Annotated in this window: 13 protein-coding genes; 10 read left to right on the forward strand and 3 right to left on the reverse strand. The window is 72.2% G+C overall.

Translation table 11 applies throughout. The features are described 5' to 3' along the window. Window positions 1-56: 56 nt before the first annotated feature. Both IF67_RS0128430 and IF67_RS0128435 read left to right on the forward strand, forming a co-directional pair. Entirely contained in the window at window positions 57-1,469 is a 1,413-nt protein-coding gene (locus IF67_RS0128430; protein WP_030990440.1) for an amidase, read from the forward strand. 69 nt (window positions 1,470-1,538) lie between these two features. Beyond that, the gene (locus IF67_RS0128435) at window positions 1,539-2,144 is read left to right on the forward strand and encodes a YdbC family protein (RefSeq protein WP_030990442.1); all 606 of its coding nucleotides are present in this window, start codon (window positions 1,539-1,541) and stop codon (window positions 2,142-2,144) included. Window positions 2,145-2,156: 12 nt separating this feature from the next. Here the strand turns inward: IF67_RS0128435 and IF67_RS0128440 are convergent, their stop codons facing one another. Further along, window positions 2,157-2,924, reverse strand: coding sequence for a TetR/AcrR family transcriptional regulator C-terminal ligand-binding domain-containing protein (locus tag IF67_RS0128440; protein ID WP_420708725.1), 768 nt, complete (start codon window positions 2,922-2,924; stop codon window positions 2,157-2,159). A gap of 78 nt (window positions 2,925-3,002) precedes the next feature. Here IF67_RS0128440 and IF67_RS0128445 point away from each other — a divergent pair, with 78 nt between their 5' ends. From IF67_RS0128445 to IF67_RS0128465, 5 genes are all read left to right on the forward strand, one after another. Next, window positions 3,003-4,652 (forward strand): ABC-F family ATP-binding cassette domain-containing protein, encoded by a 1,650-nt coding sequence (locus IF67_RS0128445; RefSeq protein WP_030990445.1) that lies wholly within the window; start codon window positions 3,003-3,005, stop codon window positions 4,650-4,652. A 48-nt stretch (window positions 4,653-4,700) separates the two neighbouring features. After that, complete coding sequence (locus IF67_RS0128450; RefSeq protein WP_030990447.1) at window positions 4,701-5,360, forward strand: histidine phosphatase family protein; 660 nt, start codon at window positions 4,701-4,703, stop codon at window positions 5,358-5,360. A gap of 11 nt (window positions 5,361-5,371) precedes the next feature. Continuing rightward, window positions 5,372-6,280 (forward strand): ADP-ribosylglycohydrolase family protein, encoded by a 909-nt coding sequence (locus IF67_RS0128455; RefSeq protein WP_030990449.1) that lies wholly within the window; start codon window positions 5,372-5,374, stop codon window positions 6,278-6,280. 297 nt (window positions 6,281-6,577) lie between these two features. Further along, the gene (locus tag IF67_RS0128460; RefSeq protein ID WP_030990452.1) at window positions 6,578-7,279 is read left to right on the forward strand and encodes a ribonuclease HII; all 702 of its coding nucleotides are present in this window, start codon (window positions 6,578-6,580) and stop codon (window positions 7,277-7,279) included. Window positions 7,280-7,345: 66 nt separating this feature from the next. Then, window positions 7,346-7,996, forward strand: coding sequence for a hypothetical protein (locus IF67_RS0128465; RefSeq protein ID WP_030990454.1), 651 nt, complete (start codon window positions 7,346-7,348; stop codon window positions 7,994-7,996). A 321-nt stretch (window positions 7,997-8,317) separates the two neighbouring features. Here the strand turns inward: IF67_RS0128465 and IF67_RS0128470 are convergent, their stop codons facing one another. After that, a complete protein-coding gene (locus tag IF67_RS0128470) occupies window positions 8,318-9,076 on the reverse strand; it encodes a hypothetical protein (protein ID WP_030990455.1) in 759 nt (252 codons plus the stop codon). 230 nt (window positions 9,077-9,306) lie between these two features. Continuing rightward, window positions 9,307-11,472 (reverse strand): RecQ family ATP-dependent DNA helicase, encoded by a 2,166-nt coding sequence (locus IF67_RS0128475; protein ID WP_030990457.1) that lies wholly within the window; start codon window positions 11,470-11,472, stop codon window positions 9,307-9,309. Window positions 11,473-11,597: 125 nt separating this feature from the next. Between IF67_RS0128475 and IF67_RS0128480 the strand changes: the two genes are divergently transcribed. The 3 genes from IF67_RS0128480 to IF67_RS0128490 all read left to right on the forward strand — a co-directional run bounded on the left by IF67_RS0128480 (window position 11,598) and on the right by IF67_RS0128490 (window position 16,276). After that, a complete protein-coding gene (locus tag IF67_RS0128480; RefSeq protein ID WP_030990460.1) occupies window positions 11,598-13,241 on the forward strand; it encodes a DUF4192 domain-containing protein in 1,644 nt (547 codons plus the stop codon). Window positions 13,242-13,456: 215 nt separating this feature from the next. Further along, window positions 13,457-15,463, forward strand: coding sequence for a glycogen debranching N-terminal domain-containing protein (locus IF67_RS0128485; RefSeq protein WP_030990462.1), 2,007 nt, complete (start codon window positions 13,457-13,459; stop codon window positions 15,461-15,463). Between the two features lie 48 nt (window positions 15,464-15,511). Continuing rightward, window positions 15,512-16,276, forward strand: a complete 765-nt coding sequence (locus IF67_RS0128490; RefSeq protein ID WP_030990466.1) for an NUDIX hydrolase — start codon at window positions 15,512-15,514, stop codon at window positions 16,274-16,276. Window positions 16,277-16,955: the final 679 nt, after the last annotated feature.

The following is a 16,955-nucleotide window of genomic DNA, read 5'->3' on the forward strand; positions in this document are numbered from 1 at the left end:
GACACGGCCTGCGCGGTCCAGGGGAGGGCCGGCGGAGGCCGCGAAAGGGTGAGGACATGCGCAACGCGCTGTGGAAGATGCCGGCCCGTGCCCAGGCAAGGGCGGTGCGCACCGGTGAGGTGTCGGCAGTGGAGCTGGTCGACGCCCATCTGGCACGGATCGCCGAGGTCAATCCGGCCGTCAACGCCGTCACCCAGCTCCTTGCCGAGCAGTCGCGGGGCGCGGCGGCGGAGATCGACCGCAGGCGGGCGGCCGGCGCGGAGCTGGGCCCGCTGGCCGGTGTGCCGTTCACGGTCAAGGAGACCACGGCCATCGAGGGCGTGCCGACGACCTACGGCGCGAAGTGCTTGCGTGACTCTGTCGCACGCTCCGATGCGCCCCCGGTGGCGCGGCTGCGCGGGGCCGGAGGCATCCCTGTCGGGCACAGCAACATGCCGACGCTCATTCTGGCCGGTGTCCACACACGCAGCGAGCTGTTCGGGGACACCGCGAACCCCTGGAGCAGCGCGGTCACACCGGGTGGCACCAGCGGCGGCGACGGCGCGGCCGTGGCGAGCGGCATGGCCGCGCTCGGACTCGGCAACGACTCCGGAGGGTCGGTACGTATTCCCGCGTCCTTCTGTGGCGTCGCGGGTCTGAAGCCGACGTACGGGCGGTTCGCCGCCGATCACCGCATCGGGGCCGACGACCCCTCCCTCGCCGCCCAGATCCTCGTGGTCGACGGCCCCTTGGCCCGTACGGTCGACGATCTGCGGCTCGCGTACGAGGTACTGGCAGGGGCCGATCCGCGTGACCCGCGGGCCGTGCCGGTGCCGCCCTACGGCGATCCGTTGGAGCGTCCTCTCAAGGTGGCGATGGTGACGGACCCCGGAGGGCACGGCATCCACCCCGTGGTGCGCAAGGCGGTGGAGAGCGCCGCTGACGCGCTGCGGGACGCGGGGTACGAGGTGAGCGAGGTGGCGGACGTGCCGAGGCTGGACGATGCCCTCGACGCCTACGCCCGTATGACGCTCACGGAGTTCGCCACCACCTGGCCGGTCGTCAAGCCGCTGCTCGGGGAGGGCGGCCATCGCTATATCGAGAGGGCGATGGCGAGGTCCGGTCCCCTGGAGCTGACGGATTATCTGCGGCTCACCGGGGTGCGGATGGGCATCCAGCGGGACTGGGCGGCGTTTCTGGACGTGTACCCGCTGGTCCTGGGGCCGGTGTTCACCGAGCCGCCGTTCGCGCCGGGGGACGACGTGCGCGATGAGGAGAGCCATCGGCGGGTGCAGCAGGCGATGCGGCTGTGCACCGCGACCAGCTTCGTCGGCGTGCCCGCGGTGGCGGTGCCCACCGGTGTGGTGGCGGGGCTCCCTCATGGCGTGCAGTTGATCGGGCGCTCCTACCGGGAAGACCTGTGCCTGGAGGCGGCCGAGGAGGTGGAGCGTCGGCTGGGTGTGCACACGCCGATCGACCCCCGCCCGTAAGGAAGTTCGGGCCGGACGGAATGTGACGCGCAGTGATCCCGCCCCGCCCCTGGGCCGTACGATGGCGCGGTGCTGGTCAAGTGGATTCGCCTCACCGTTGTGGACCGTCGAGGGTTCGAGCGGGGGCAGCGGAAATGGGCGGGGCTGCTGGGTGAGCCGGGGTTTCGAGGGCAGGGCGGGGGGTGGAGCCGGGGGCGGCCGGGCGTCGCCCATCTGGTCGCCTTCTGGGAGAGCCGGGCTTTCTACGACTCCTTCATGGCGCGTTCGCACGACCGGCTGGCGGCCTCCCAGGTCGGTACGTACAAGGACGCCCAAGTGCGGCTGTTCGAACACAAGTTCGATGTGAAGGTGGGCTTCCGTCCGTCGTTCGGTGAGGTGGACGTCCTGCGGCTGGCGCACTGCCAGGTGCACCAGGACCGGGTGGATCACTTCATGCTGATGCAGGAGAAGGTCTGGAACCCCGCGATGGCGGGTTCGCCGGGAATGCTGCGGGGGATGCTGGGGCGGGCTCCGGGGGAAGAGTTCCTGGTGTTGTCGATGTGGCAGTCGGCGGCGGAGCGGGGGAAGTACCGGCCCGAGAGGGTGGAGCGGTTGGCGCTGCGGGCCCAGATAGCCGCGGATGTCCGGGCGATCGCGGGTGATGTGGTGCAGCTCGAACCGTCGTGGACGGTGTGACGGGCGGCGGGGTCAGGGGGCTGCGCCCGAGGAGCCGTCGACCGTACCGCCGGTGGTGAATGCCCCGGCGCGGGCGGCGGCCAGTGTCACCGCCACGGCCTGGTCGGCGAGGGCGTCGTCGATCGGCTCCCGGGTGATGAACAGGCGGAAGAAAAGCGGCGCGGACACGGAGCGGACGAGCGCGCCGGCGTCGATGGTGCTGCCCGGGGCGGTGCCGGGGGCGGTATCCGACGGGGGAGTTGCCGGGGTGACCTCCGCGGTGTCGGCGTCCGGGGCCGTCGGCAATTCCCCGCGCCCGACGGCGCGTTCGACGAGGACCTCGCAGCGCGCGAACCGCTCGGCGTAGTAGTGACGCAGTGCCACGGCCGCCCGCTCCGACTGGAAGGCGGCAGCGATCATCGCGGAGCCCGACACGGCCACCGCGGGATCGGTGAAGGAGGCGACGACCTCGCGGGCCAGGGCGCGCAGATCGCCCTCCAGGGACCCGGTGTCGGGTGGGGTCCAGCTGTCCTCGCCCGCAAGGTCGAGGGCGTCCGCCACCAGGCCTTCGACGTCCTTCCAGCGGCGGTAGAGCGTCGTCTTGTGCACGCCGGAGTGCTCGGCGACGTACTCCACCGTCAAGCCCGGATAGCCGTGCTCGGTGAGTCCGGCCAGCACGGCGTCGCGGACGGCGGCGCGAGTGCGGGCGGTGCGGCCGCCGGGGCGCCGGGTGCCGGGGGTGGGCGCGGAATCACCGGTCTCGCGCCGCTTCTCGTGTGCCGTCTCCTCAGGCAATTGCAACTCCTGTTGCGTTAGTGGTTGTCGCGTGTCATCATCATCGTAATGCGACATGGGTTGCATTTGCGTGGAGGAGGATGATTGCCCACTCAGATCTCGTTACGCGACCTCACCAAGTCCTACGGGGACCGGCTGCTGCTCGACGGTGTCTCCTTGTCGATACGCCCCGGCGAACGTATGGGGATCGTGGGGGAGAACGGCGCCGGAAAGTCGACCCTGCTGCGCATCCTCGCCGGAGTCGAGCGGCCCGACGAGGGCCATGTGGTGGTCCGTGCCGACGGCGGCATCGGCTACCTCGGCCAGACCCCCGACCTCCCGCCGGACCACACTGTCCAGGACGCGATAGACGCCGCCCTGATGGACCTCAGGGAAATGGAGCGCCGGCTGCGGTCGCTGGAGAGCGGGCTCGGCCGTGCCACACCGGGCGCGCTGGAGGAGTACGGCGAGCTGCTCACCGTCTTCGAGCTGCGCGGCGGCTACGAAGCCGATGCCCGTGTCGAGAAGGCACTGCATGCCCTGGGACTGGCACGGCTGGCCCACGACCGGCCGCTCGGTGGCCTCTCGGGCGGCGAGCAGGCCCGGCTGGGTCTGGCCTGTCTGATCGCCGCCGGCCCCGAGGTCATGCTTCTCGACGAGCCCACCAACCACCTCGACGCCGCAGCACTCGACTGGCTGGAAGATGCCCTGCTCGCCCACCGGGGCACCCTCCTCGCCGTCTCGCACGACCGGCTCTTCCTCCAGCGGACCGCGACCGCCATCGTCGAAGTGGACGCCGACCGCCGGAGCCTCGTCCGTTACGGCGGCGGTTACGGCACCTTCGTCGCCACGAAGGCCGCCGCCCGCCTGCGCTGGGAGCAGGACCATGCCCGGTGGTGCGAACGGATCGCGCAGCTCACCGACTTCGCCGCGGGCGGGGCACGCAGCGTCGCCCAGGGCCGGGCCATCAAGGACGGCAACAAGATGGCGTACGACCGGGACAAGGGCCGTGTCCAGTCCTCCGTGTCCAGCCGAGTGCGTAATGCCCAGGAGCGGTTGCAAAGGCTCCGGGAGAATCCGGTCGCCAGACCGCCCGAGCCGCTCCGCTTCCGGGCGGCACCGGGAATCGGCGAGGCCGAGGGTGCCCTCGTCCGGCTCGAGGGGGTGCGGGTCGCGGACCGGCTCGCGGTGGACTCCCTCACCGTCTCCGCCGGTGACCGCCTGCTGATCCACGGCGCCAACGGCGCGGGCAAGAGCACGCTGCTCCGTGTCCTGGCGGGGGTCGTCCCGCCGGACCGCGGGACGGTGCAGCGACGAGGGCGGATCGGCTTCCTTGCACAGGAAATACCGGTCTCCCGCCCCGCCGAGCCGCTGTTCGCCGCGTTCCGCCGCGGTCTGGCCGGGGACACCGAGGAGCTGGCATCCCTGCTGCTCTCGTTCGGCCTGTTCCGTGAAAGGGACTTCCCTGTGCCCGTCGGGGCGCTCTCGGCCGGTCAGCGGCGCCGGCTCGCGCTGGCCCGGCTGCTGGCCCGTCCCGCGGACCTTCTCCTGCTTGACGAGCCGACCAACCATCTGGCGCTCACCCTCGTCGAAGAGCTCGAAACGGCCCTGTCGGCATGGCCCGGCGCGCTGGTCGTCGTCTCCCACGACCGCCTGCTGCGACGACGCTTCGGCGGCCGCCCCTACGAGATACGCGACGGCCGCCCGGCAGAAGGTGGACAGCGGAGGGGACGGGGTGCGGGGACAACGCCGTGATGACAGCTGTGCGCGGCATGTGCAAAGCAGGAGATTTAGGCTGGCGGCATGGCCCGGCCCCGTCGCATCGTCCTCATCCGCCATGGAGAGTCGGTGGGGAATGTCGACGACACCGTGTACGAGCGGGAGCCCGATCATGCGCTCGCGCTCACCAAGACCGGGCTGTGGCAGGCGAAGGAAGCCGGTGGACCGGTGCGCGAAATGTTCGGCGACGAGCGGATCTCCGCCTATGTCTCGCCCTACCGCCGCACCCACCAGACCTTCCGGCAACTGGGCCTCGATCCGGCAAAGGTCCGGGTCCGCGAGGAGCCCCGGCTACGCGAGCAGGACTGGGGGAACTGGCAGGACCGTGACGACGTGCGACGGCAGAAGGCATACCGTGACGCCTACGGCCACTTCTTCTACCGCTTCGCCCAGGGCGAGTCCGGAGCGGATGTCTACGACAGGGTCGGGGCGTTCCTGGAGAGCCTGTGGCGCAGCTTCGAGGACCCCCACCACCCGCCGAACGTCCTCATCGTCACGCACGGTCTCACCATGCGGCTGTTCTGTATGCGGTGGTTCCACTGGACGGTGGCCGATTTCGAGTCACTGTCCAATCCCGGCAATGCGGAATGGCGCACCCTGCTGCTCGGCCCGGACGGCCGCTACGCCCTCGACCGGCCCTTCGAGCGCTGGTGTGAACCCGAGCCTTATGGCACCACCGGTTAGAGTGCACAGCGATGACCCCCGACCACCGTGACGCAGACCGCTGTGCGCGGGCTCTGGCGAGCCTGCGCGGCCTCGCCGTGGGTGATGCCCTCGGATCCCAGTTCTTCGTCCCCGCCCATTACCCCTCCCTCAAGCGCCGCGAGCTGCCCCCTGCCCCCTGGCAGTGGACCGACGACACCGAGATGGCCTGCTCCGTCCTGGCGGTGCTCACCGCCCATGGCCGGATCGACCAGGACGACCTCGCCCGCTCCTTCGCCCACCACCACGACTTCGACCGTGGCTACGGCCCGGCCGTCAACCGCATGCTGCGGCTGATCCGCGAGGGCGGCGACTGGCGTGAACTGGCCTCCGGACTCTTCAACGGCCATGGCTCGTGGGGCAACGGCGCCGCCATGCGCATCGCTCCCCTCGGCGCCTGGTACGCCGACGACCCCGAGCAGGCCACCCACCAGGCGGAGATCTCCGCCTACACCACCCACCAGCACCGCGAGGCCGTCGTCGGCGCCATGGCCGTGGCCGCCGCGGCCGCCCTGGTGGCCGACCCGAACCGCGACACCGGCCCCGAACAGCTGCTGGACGGCGTGCTGGAGCTGATCCCGCGCAGCGCCGTACAGGCCGGGCTGCGCAGGGCCCGCGACATGCTCGACTACGCCGACTCCGGCACCGTCGCCGCGGTCCTGGGGTGCGGACGACGCACCAGCGCCCACGACACCGTGCCCTTCACCCTCTGGGCAGCGGCCCGGCACATCGGCAACTACGAGCGGGCGTTTTGGACCACGGCTCAGGCGGGCGGCGACGTCGACACCACCTGCGCCATCGTCGGCGGCATCGTCGCCGCCGGTCGCACGGGGAGCCCGCCCGAGGCATGGCTGGACGGCACCGAGCCCCTCCCGTCCTGGACCCCCTCCCTCGCCGACTGATCGCAGTCGTTCCGTCTCACCCGCTGCCCTCCCACGCCCGCCGTGACCAGGGGCCTGTCCGCTTCCGCCTTTCCTGCGCCCTCCAACGGGCGGCCCCGGCCCGTGAGTTGACCGGGTACGGCTCGCGTGGGGTAAGGGGACGGCGGCGCCCGGTACCGGCCTGCCTCGCATACCCATCGGTAGCGGAACCGGCCGGTCCCGTTCGCGTCCCGCTCACACGGTCGCCGACATCGTTGGCCACCAGGTGGGGATCCGGTGCGGACGGCTGAGCCGAATAGGCGTAACCTTGCTGGCGCCATGCCGTACGAGCCCCCCACCCATTCCGTCGAGCGATCATTGCGCGCCACGACGGGCGCCAAGATCGTTGCAGGTGTCGACGAGGTCGGACGCGGAGCGTGGGCCGGTCCGGTCAGCGTCTGCGCAGCCATCACCGGCCTGCGCAGGCCGCCCGACGGACTCACCGATTCCAAGCTGCTGACCCCCAAGCGCCGCACCGAACTGTGCGAGGTGCTCGGCGAATGGATCACGTCGTATGCCCTGGGGCACTCCTCCCCGGAGGAGATCGACGAGCTGGGCATGACCGCGGCCCTGCGGCTCGCGGCCGTACGCGCCCTGGAGGCGCTGCCGGTCCGGCCGGACGCGATCATTCTCGACGGCAAGCACAACTACCTGGGCGCGCCATGGCGGGTCCGCACGGTCATCAAGGGTGACCAGTCCTGCATCGCGGTCGCCGCCGCGTCCGTGATCGCCAAGGTGCGGCGCGACGCGATGATGGCCGAACTGGGCCTGGTGTACGCCGACTTCGACTTCGCGGCCAACGCAGGCTACCCCTCGCCGACCCATCGCATCGCCCTGGAGGAGTACGGTCCTACGCCGCACCACCGAGTGTCGTGGTCCTACATGGACGCCCTGCCCCGGTGGCGGCATCTGAAGAAGGTGCGCATCACCCCCGAAGCAGCCGCTCTGGAAGCCGGTGGCCAACTCGGCTTCGATTTCTGAGCGGTGCGGACATCAATTCGGTACCCGATGACATGTTCCGCACTTACGTTTGATAGACATCCCTTTATGCCTCTCTTCCCCGAGGAGCCTCAGATTCACGAGAGTGTCCCGGGTCCCCGCGCAACTCCGGCCGCCGGCCGTACCGCGCCGACCCCCCGTCCTGTTCCTGGTCCCGGTCCCCGCCCCGCGCCGCCGCGTGGCGCTCCCGCGTCCAGTGTCCGTCCGGGCAAGCCCGGACCTGCTGCCCCGCCGCGTGGGCCTGTCGCCGCTCCGCCGGCGCAGCGCACCAGCTCCCCGCAGCCGTCCGCCGGCAAGACCGGCACTGCCGCGGGAGCGCAGCTCCAGCTGATCCCGGCACCCGCCGACGGCGCCATCGACGCCGCCGACGAGGCCGTCGACCTGCTGCTGGACTCCGGGCGTGCGCCGAGCGACATCCTGGTGCTGACCACCGGTGAAACGCACCCGTGGGCCGCCCATGAACTGTCCTTCGGTGAGGCGTCCTACTGGGCCCAACATGACGCCGCGGACGACGTGTTCTACGCGGACGCCGGCGCCGAGCGTGCCACCGGCCGGCCCGTTGTGGTCGTCGCCGTCAACGGCGGTACGGACGAGGTCACCGCGCAGGCACTGCCCGCGGCGATGGCCCGTGCGGGAGTGCTGCTGATCGTCTGCGGCGACCCGCAGCGAATCAACACCGTTCTCGGCACGCACGCCTGACCGCTGCCGGTTCGCAACAGCCCGTCGGCCCTGGAGGCCGTCGGGCTCGCTTGCGTTCCTGGAGGGACTCGCTCGGGCTCCCGCACGGTCCTTGCTTGCGCTCATGCACGGACGAGGTTCGGGAGCCGCACGCTTCGGCGAGGGGCGCGGCTGCTGCGGGCGGCATTGGGCGCTGCTCAGGGCGGCTTGCCCGTGTGCCGGAACGCTGAGCAGCCGGAACGCTGAGTGGGCTGGTCGGCATGTGCGGTAGCGCCGAGCGGGGCGGCCCGGCCCGGCATCACCTGCCGGTGCCGGAAGCCGAACGCGCATCCGCCCGGTTGCTCAGCGGGCCGCCGTGTGCCGATGGGCTTCCGGTGCGCCGCCTCCCGTGCGCCGCGGCGCCGACCGGTGCTGAGTGACGGGAACAGCCGCGGCCGTACGCGGCGAATCCGTATGTGGCGAATCCCGACGCGGTGAATCCGTACGCGGTGAATCCGGACGCGCCGCCGTCGTGCGACCCGCCTCCATATGTCCCGCCCCCGTGCGACGCGATGCGGTGACCGGCTTGGCCACGGAGGACGTTTTCGGGCGGCGCCCGCCCCGGCCCTCCCCCAGTACCTGCCAGCGGTTCGGGGTCAAGGCGATGTACGCCCCGCAGCGGAGCCCGTGCAGGGTGCAGGCGTCGCGCAGCCCCCACATCCATGCCCCGTCCGTCTCCGTCCAACGGGGCTCGCCCTCACGGCAGTAGAGCAGCACGGCGGTCCGGACCGGCGCGCGCAGCCGCAGGTCGTGCGGGATGACCCGGCGCAGATGCGCCAGCAGTACATTGCGGAACTCCCAGCCATCGGGAGCAGCCGTGAGCTCGGTGAACGAGGCGCTGGCCGCCACCCGCTCGTGCGTGTCGAGCACCGCGACGATGGCCGTCGACGGCACCGGCCGGTGACGGTCGTGCAGGCCGGCGACGACCTCACGGGGATTGCGCAGCAACGGGATACCTGCCGAGGCCCATTCGGCGGGCTCCAGCGTCCGTCCCAGTCGGGCGGCGGGGTCGGCGGACGCGGGCGGGGACACCTGCTGGGGCGGGGCGAAGCCGAAGGACACGTTCCTCCCATCGTCTACGCGTCCGCACGTCGGGCGGCGGCCGAGCGCGGGAGCGCGCCACGGCATGGCCCTGCCTGGCCACGGACGGCCGGTATGGGGAAGCAGCTCTAATTCTCGCGGCCGTACAGGCATGCGGCAACGGGCGATTCCCGCCCACGACCGGAATCGCCCGGGGAGCGGCAAATGTCCCCGCCTGCCGTCGCGTCGGGCCGCGCCGTGCCGTACCGCTCCTAGCCCTGTACGGCGAGGACCAGCGGAAACACCCCCTTCGCGCCCGCCCGGCGCAGCAGCCGGGCGGCCATCGCCAGTGTCCAGCCGGTATCGGCGAAGTCGTCCACCAGCAGCACCGGGCCGCCCGCCGACGCCAGAGCCTGCGCCAGCTCCGGCGGCACGCTCAGCGAACCGTGCAGAGCACGCAGCCGCTGGGCACTGTTGCTACGCGGAACCCTGCCGTCGAATCCGTCGTCCACCGAGGTCACCGCGCCCAGGAACGGCATGCGGCCGACCGCGGCGATCCGCTCGGCCAGTGACCGGATCAGCTGTGGGCGGCTGCGCGAGGAGAGCGCGACGACGCCCACCGGGCGGGCCGGTGCATCAGCCGCACCCGAGGCCCAACCACCCGGCCCCTTGGCCCAGTCGGCGAGCACCGTGACCACGGCGGCCGCCACATCGTCCGGTACCGGACCGTCCGGAGCCTGTGGTGCGAGCATCGGGCGCAGGCGGTTGCCCCACCCGATGTCGGAGAGCCGTCCCAGGGCCCGGCCGGTCGCGGCCAGCTCACCTGCCGGGATACGCCCCTTGAGGTCGACGCCGACGGCCGGCAGCCCCGTGGGCCACATGCGCCGCGGCTCCACTTCCACACCGGGCCGTCCCAGTTCACCGCGCGCCGCATCCAGCGATGTGGCGGACACCTCGGTGGTGAACCGGGCCCCGGCGCAGTTGTCGCAGCGCCCGCACGCGACGGCCGCCTCGTCGTCCAACTGCCGCCGCAGGAACTCCATCCGGCAGCCCGTTGTGGTGGCGTACTCCCGCATCGCCTGCTGTTCGGCCTCGCGCTGCCGCGACACCCATGCATAGCGCTCGGCGTCGTACGACCACGGACGGCCGGTGGACGTCCAGCCACCCTTGACGCGTTGCACGGCGCCGTCCACGTCGAGCACCTTGAGCATGATCTCCAGGCGCGAGCGGCGCAGTTCGACCTGCGGCTCCAGGGCCGGCAGTGACACCGGGCGGCCGGCGGCCGCAAGGACGTCCAGGGTCCGCCGCACCTGTTCCTCGGGCGGGAACGCCAGTGACGCGAAGTACTTCCAGATCGCCTCGTCCTCCCGTCCGGGCAGCAGCAGCACCTCGGCGTGCTTGACCCCACGGCCGGCCCGGCCCACCTGCTGGTAGTACGCGATGGGGGACGACGGCGAGCCCAGATGCACCACGAAACCCAGGTCGGGCTTGTCGAAGCCCATGCCCAGCGCCGAGGTCGCGACCAGCGCCTTGACGCGGTTGGCGAGCAGATCGTCCTCGGCCTGCTGACGGTCGGCGTTCTCCGTCTTGCCGGTGTACGACGAGACCGTGTGCCCCCGCTGGCGCAGGAAGGCCGTGACCTCCTCGGCAGCGGCAACGGTGAGCGTATAGATGATCCCCGAGCCCGGCAGCTCGTGCAGATGGTCCGCAAGCCAGGCGAGCCGGTGCGCGGCGTCCGGCAGGGGGAGGACGCCCAGGCTCAGGCTCTCCCGGTCCAGCGGCCCGCGCAGCACCAGCGCCTCGGTGGAGCCCTCGCCCGTCCCGAGCTGCTCGGCGACATCGGCGGTCACCCGCGCGTTGGCCGTGGCGGTGGTGGCGAGCACGGGCACACCGGGCGGAAGATCGGCGAGCATCGTGCGCAGCCGCCGGTAGTCCGGACGGAAATCATGGCCCCAGTCGGAGATGCAGTGCGCTTCGTCGACCACCAGCAGACCGGTCGCCGCCGCGAGCTTGGGCAGCACCTGATCGCGGAAATCGGGGTTGTTGAGCCGCTCGGGGCTTACGAGCAGGACATCCACGTCGCCGGCCGCTACCTCGGCCTGGACCGTGTCCCACTCCTCGGTGTTGGCCGAGTTGATCGTGCGAGCACGGATGCCGGCCCGCGCGGCCGCCTCGACCTGATTGCGCATCAGCGCGAGCAGCGGGGAGACGATCACGGTCGGGCCGCTGCCACGCTCGCGCAGCAGCGCCGTCGCGACGAAATAGACCGCGGACTTGCCCCAGCCTGTGCGCTGCACGACCAGGGCGCGGCGGTGGTCGGCGACCAGCGCCTCGATCGCCCGCCACTGATCCTCGCGCAGCCTGGCCTCGCCGCTGGGATCCCCGACGAGTCGGGTCAGGACGGCATCGGCTGCGGCACGCAGATCTTCGTTGCTCATGCCCCCATGCAACCCGATGCCACTGACAACGCGCGAACGCCCGCCCGAAGCTGTGGATAACCTCGTCGCCCGAGAGTTATCCACAGGGGTCGCGGAGCGGCGGCCGACCGCGGGATCTTCGAGCCATGAATCCGCACAGCGAACCGAGCAAGCGCACCGGCGACATCCCCTCCACCCCCACGACCGTCACCCCTTCCGCGGCCAACCCGCCGAACTCTCCTCGCTCTCCCCACACACCGAAGCCGCAGGCCCCCGCCGACCCGCCCAGCTCATCCGGATCCTCCGCCCCCACGGCACCCATCGCCCCCCGGGGCCCGGCAGAAGCCTCCAGCCCGCCCGGCCCCGAGAAAGCCACCAACCCCTCCAACTCCTCCGACCCCGCCGCCTCCTCGCCCACGTCCCACCTCACCGGCTCCGCAGCCCCGTCCCACTCCTCCCACTCTTCCGCCCCTGCCGACGCGGTCAAGGACCAGCCCGCCGAGGCCCAGGTCACTCTGCGCGGCCCGGCCGAGCTCGCCGACGCCCTGCCGTACCTCATGGGTTTCTATCCGGACGACAGCATCGTGATGGTCGCGCTGAACGGCGAGCGCGGACGCTTCGGCGGCCGGGTCAGGCTCGGCATCCCGACCGACACCGTGCAGTGGCCCGATGTCGCCGACCAGCTTGCCGAGTGTCTGATCTCCGCAGGTCAGGAGCGTGAGGCCCGGCCCGCGGCGATCATCGTCTACCTCTGCCAGGAGCCGGCGGCGGGCGAGAGCGGCAAGGACGTCAAGGACCGCCTCCGCCCGCTCGCCCAGCGGCTGCGCACCGCCTGCGGCGCACTTGACGTACCGGTCCTGGAAGCCCTGTGCCTCTCCAACGGCCGCTTCTGGTCCTACTGCTGCCCCGACTTCCGGTGCTGCCCGGCGGAGGGCACACCCATGGTCATGCCGGGCACGTCCGTGATGGCCGCGGCCGCCGCCTACGCGGGAATGCAGGTGCGCGGCTCGCTCAAGGAGATGGAGGCCAGGCTCACGCCCCGTACCGGGCCGCGGGCTGCCGAGCAGGAGAAGGCGCTGGACGCGGCCGCCGGCGCGCTGGTTCCGCGCATGCTCCGGCGGGACGACGCGGCGGCCGTCCGCCGGGCCACCCTCGACCTGGCCGGCGCCATGATCCACCGGTTCCGCCAGGACACTCCCTCGGGCAGCAACCGGGCCAGGGACGCCTGTGACGACGCGCTGATCACCGATGCCGAGGCCGCCGATCTGATCCTCGGCCTCCAGGACCGGGTCACCCGTGACCGGGCGGCGGAGTGGATGGACGGCGCCGCTGCCGCGCCGGCCCTTCGGCTCTGGCGTGCCCTCGCCCGCCGCTGCGCCGGCGGCTATGCCGAACACGCGGTGGCACCGCTCACCCTCGCGGGCTGGGTCTGCTGGTCCACCGAGGACGGACCCTCGGCGCGCGTCGCCCTCAGCTGCGCCTTGGCCATCGACCCCGACTACACCTTCGCCCAACTGCTGCACCGCGCCGTCAACGAAGGCCTCGACCCGGAGCCGTTGCGCCGCTGTCTGCGCGAACAGCACCGGGAGGCCGCCGGCGAACCCCGGCCCGCCGCCCCCGCGCCCGCCGCCAAGGACACCCGGCAGCCCACGAAGCGCCCTGCGCCGACCCGCCCCGGGCCGGCCGGCCGGCCGCGGGGACCACGTGGTGGCACGGGCCCCGGTAGCCGTACGACGGACGGGCGGGGCAGGCGCCGGGCCGGGCGGGACGGCGACCGGAGCCGCCGGTGACCGTTCCGTCGGTGCGCGGCCGGCGTGACCTGTGCGCCGGCCGCACCGTTCACCTGAGTGGAGCAACCCATAGGGAGCCCCGACCTCACCAGGGAGCGCAGAGCGTGCCAGGCATCGTCCCCACTACTCAGCCGGCCCACCGGCTGTCCGGAGAGCGGCGCCCGGCGCCGCCCCGGGCCCCGCAACCCCAACCCGTCCACTCCTCACTCGTCTGTGTGGCCCTCCCGGCCCTCGCTGTGTCCCCGGCGTCGGGGCAGCTGACCGGCCACGGCATGGACGGCTTCTACCGAGACGGCCGGCGGGTCCTGTCCCGCTGCGAACTGCGGGTCGCGGGCGATGAACCGCTCATCGTCCAAGGGCGGTTGACCGGTGCGGACCGGGCCCGGTTCATCGGGACGATCCGCAGGGCCGGAGAGCGTGGGCCGGACCCGGAGATCCGCATGGAGCGGCTGCGGTCCGCCGACGGCACCGAACAGATCACGCTCCGCAGCAGTTCCGCGCGGCCCCTCCGGCTGCCGGTCGAGATCCGGCTGGGCACGGACCTCGCGGAGCTCGGATCCGTCGCCGTCGGACTCCCGGGCCGGGAACTACGGGCCGCTGTTCACGGCTCCGGGCTTCGCTGGTCCGGTAACGGCGGTGTGCACGCGGTGGTGTCCACGACGCCGTCGCCGGAGGACTCACTGGCCTCGCCCGGCCTGTTGCGCTGGGAAATCGACCTGCCACCCGGCGGCCGCCGCACTATCGAACTCCGCGCCGCACTGGAATACGGGACCGGCGGCCCGGGCAGCCCCTCGGGTCACCACCGGTATCCGGTGGGCGTCAATATCCCCGGCCCGCGCACGGGGGCGCTCACTCCGCGGACACGCAGCGACCGGCCGCCGCGCCCCTGGACAGCGGCCCGGCTGGAGTGCGACGACCACCGAGCCGACGCCCTCATGGCGAGCAGTCTCGACGACCTCCATGGCCTGGTGATGCGGGATCCGATTGCCGCTGCGGACATGTACGTCGCCGGCGGATTCCCTTGGCGCTGCGGCCTTGCACCGGTCGAAGCGCTGTGGGCCGCCCGGATGCTCCTGCCCCTGGGCACCAAGCTCACCGCGGGCACTCTGCGCTTGCTCGCCCATAGCCAACAAGCCGCACCAGGGGCGGATTTCGGCCGAATTCCCGGCGCTCTCCGGGACGCCGGGCCGCACTCACCACCGAGCTGCACCGGCATCGAGGCAACTCTTCTGTTCCCCGCCGTTCTCGCGGAGGCCCGCCGCTGGGGCCTGCCCGAGCGGGAGACGGAGCGGCTGCTGCCGGCCGCGGAGCGCTGCCTGACATGGCTGAGGAGGGTGACCGACCCGCCGGGCGGCGGCCGCGGCGGTTACGTCCCCGATCCCGTGCCCGGCGGACCGTACCGCTGCGAGACCCAGGCCCATGCTTATCGCGCCGCCCTCCTGGGCGCCGATCTCCTCGATGCCTGCGGATCATCCGACGCGTCGGCGTTACGGGACTGGGCCACAGGACTGCGTATCAGGTTCCGCAGGGACTTCTGGCTGGAGGACTCTGCGGGCGGCCGTCCCGCCGCCCTGCTCACCGCCGACGGCCGGCCCGTCCCGCACCTCGGCTCCACCACCGCCCATCTCCTCGACACCGGACTGCTCGGCGGCGGGACTTCGGCCCGCGGACTGCTGGACGCGGCACAGACCGACCAGCTGGCCGGACTGCTGGGCAGCCCGGCCATGGACTCCGGGTGGGGCCTGCGCGGGCTGAGCGCCAAGGAGAGCGGCTACAACCCGTTCGGCCACCGCAGCGGCGCGGTCCGCGTCCACGAGACGGCGATCGCCGCCGCGGGTCTGGCCGCGGCCGGCCATGAGCAGGCGGCAGGCGCCCTGACCAGAGGCATCCTCGACGCCGCGGACAGCTTCGGGTACCGCCTCCCCGAGATGTACGCGGGCGAGCAGCGCACGACCGGCGGCGCCCCCGTACCGCACCCGGCGGCCTGCCGGCCGGCTGCCGTGGCGGCAGGCGGCGCAGTGCACATACTCGTCGCCCTCGCGGGCCTGCGGCCGGACGTCCCCGCCGGGACGGTGTCCGTGCGGCCGCTCGCCACGGCCCCGCTCGGCGCGATGCAGCTCACCGGCCTGAGCGTCGCGGAGCAGCCGTTCGCCGTACGGATCAGCAGACTCGGCATGGGGATGGTGGAGACGGCGGCGGAAGGCCTGCAACTGGGTTCGTGAGGTGCTCCAGGCCTGTTTATCGTCAAGCGGACGACTATGATCACGCCCATGCCTCCCTACGACCCGTCGGCCTTCCCGCCCTTCGCCGTCACCGTCGACCTGGTCGTGCTCACCGTGCGCCGCCACGCCCTGTGCGCGCTGGCCGTACGCCGTGGTGAGCCGCCGTTCCAGGGCCGCTGGGCCCTGCCGGGTGGATTCGTCCGGGCCGATGAGGACCTCGAGGAGGCGGCAGCCCGGGAGCTCGCCGAGGAGACCGGTCTGCACGCCCAGTCCCCGGCGGGCCCGTCCCCTGTGTACGGCGCACACCTCGAACAGCTCGCCACGTACGGCGACCCCAAGCGGGACCCTCGGATGCGGGTCGTCAGCGTCGCGCACCTGGTACTCGCCCCCGACCTGCCCGCTCCCAAGGCCGGCGGCGACGCCCACAGCGCGCGCTGGGCACCCGTGGAGACCCTGCTGGAGCAGGATGACACCCTCACCCGCGAGGGCGAGATGGCGGCCCCGCTGGCCTTCGACCACGCCCGGATCCTTGCCGACGGCGTGGAGCGCGCCCGCTCGAAGATCGAATACTCCTCGCTCGCCACGGCCTTCTGCCCGCCGGAGTTCACCGTGGGCGAGCTGCGCCGCGTGTACGAGGCGGTCTGGGGCGTTGCCTTGGATCCCCGTAACTTCCACCGCAAGGTGACCGGCACCCCCGGGTTCCTCGTGCCCACGGGCGGCACGACGACGCGTCAGGGCGGCCGCCCCGCACAGCTGTTCCGGGCCGGGGGAGCGACGCTGCTCAACCCGCCGATGCTGCGTCCCGAGGTCTGAGCCCGGCCAGGACCCACGTCGCCGCAGGGGCTGAGGCTCACGCGCAGCGACACGGCGAACCGTCAAAATTGGCTAATTGCGGGAAAATAGGACATATGGCGGTACTGTGACCGGGTGGGCCCCTTCGTCTCCCTTGCAGTGTCCGACCGGCCTCACGCCCCGCCAAGGGGCGACGTCCCGCATCGCCGGGCGGCCCGATCGCCCCCGCGGCCCGCAGCCTGCATCGACCGTCATCGACGCCTCCGGGTGAGCGGTACCCCTCGCCCCTGCCCTCCCCGGCCCGCTAGCGACCGGCCTGGCCGGTGACTGTCTGTCCTGCCGGCGGACCGGTCGCCTCTGCCCTGCCGCCCTCGGATCCGTCGCCGCTTTTGCGGCGGAGCGTGCCGCCGGCCTTATCGAGTGCCCTGTGCTCGCAGTCAGTTGGGCGGGGCCGCGGACCGTCGCGTTCGGGCCGGCTTATTGGCCGTCGGTGTATTTCTTTCCACCGCACCGGGATTGTCGGCGAGCTCTGTCGCAACGCTTCTGTCGAGGCCGTCACCTGCCGCCCGGTGGCTGCGTCAAGTGCCCGTTCGGAATCGACCAAGACGCATCTGTTCATGATGCGGTGCGCACGCCAACCCGTAGGCGGTGCACGGATGTTGTCGCCAACCCGTCTGGTCTGCGGATATGCGGCCGCGGC

It is taken from the genome of Streptomyces sp. NRRL S-1813 (genome assembly GCF_000719605.1).
Lineage (GTDB): Bacteria > Actinomycetota > Actinomycetes > Streptomycetales > Streptomycetaceae > Streptomyces > Streptomyces decoyicus.

What these genes read in the sequence shown, in the direction of transcription:
- IF67_RS0128490 (WP_030990466.1), top strand. Translation starts at nt 15,512, where the DNA reads ATGCCTCCCTACGACCCGTCGGCCTTCCCGCCCTTCGCCGTCACCGTC.
- IF67_RS0128465 (WP_030990454.1), top strand. Translation starts at nt 7,346, where the DNA reads ATGCCTCTCTTCCCCGAGGAGCCTCAGATTCACGAGAGTGTCCCGGGT.
- IF67_RS0128450 (WP_030990447.1), top strand. Translation starts at nt 4,701, where the DNA reads ATGGCCCGGCCCCGTCGCATCGTCCTCATCCGCCATGGAGAGTCGGTG.
- IF67_RS0128460 (WP_030990452.1), top strand. Translation starts at nt 6,578, where the DNA reads ATGCCGTACGAGCCCCCCACCCATTCCGTCGAGCGATCATTGCGCGCC.
- IF67_RS0128455 (WP_030990449.1), top strand. Translation starts at nt 5,372, where the DNA reads ATGACCCCCGACCACCGTGACGCAGACCGCTGTGCGCGGGCTCTGGCG.
- IF67_RS0128430 (WP_030990440.1), top strand. Translation starts at nt 57, where the DNA reads ATGCGCAACGCGCTGTGGAAGATGCCGGCCCGTGCCCAGGCAAGGGCG.
- IF67_RS0128475 (WP_030990457.1), bottom strand. Translation starts at nt 11,472, where the DNA reads ATGAGCAACGAAGATCTGCGTGCCGCAGCCGATGCCGTCCTGACCCGA.
- IF67_RS0128480 (WP_030990460.1), top strand. Translation starts at nt 11,598, where the DNA reads ATGAATCCGCACAGCGAACCGAGCAAGCGCACCGGCGACATCCCCTCC.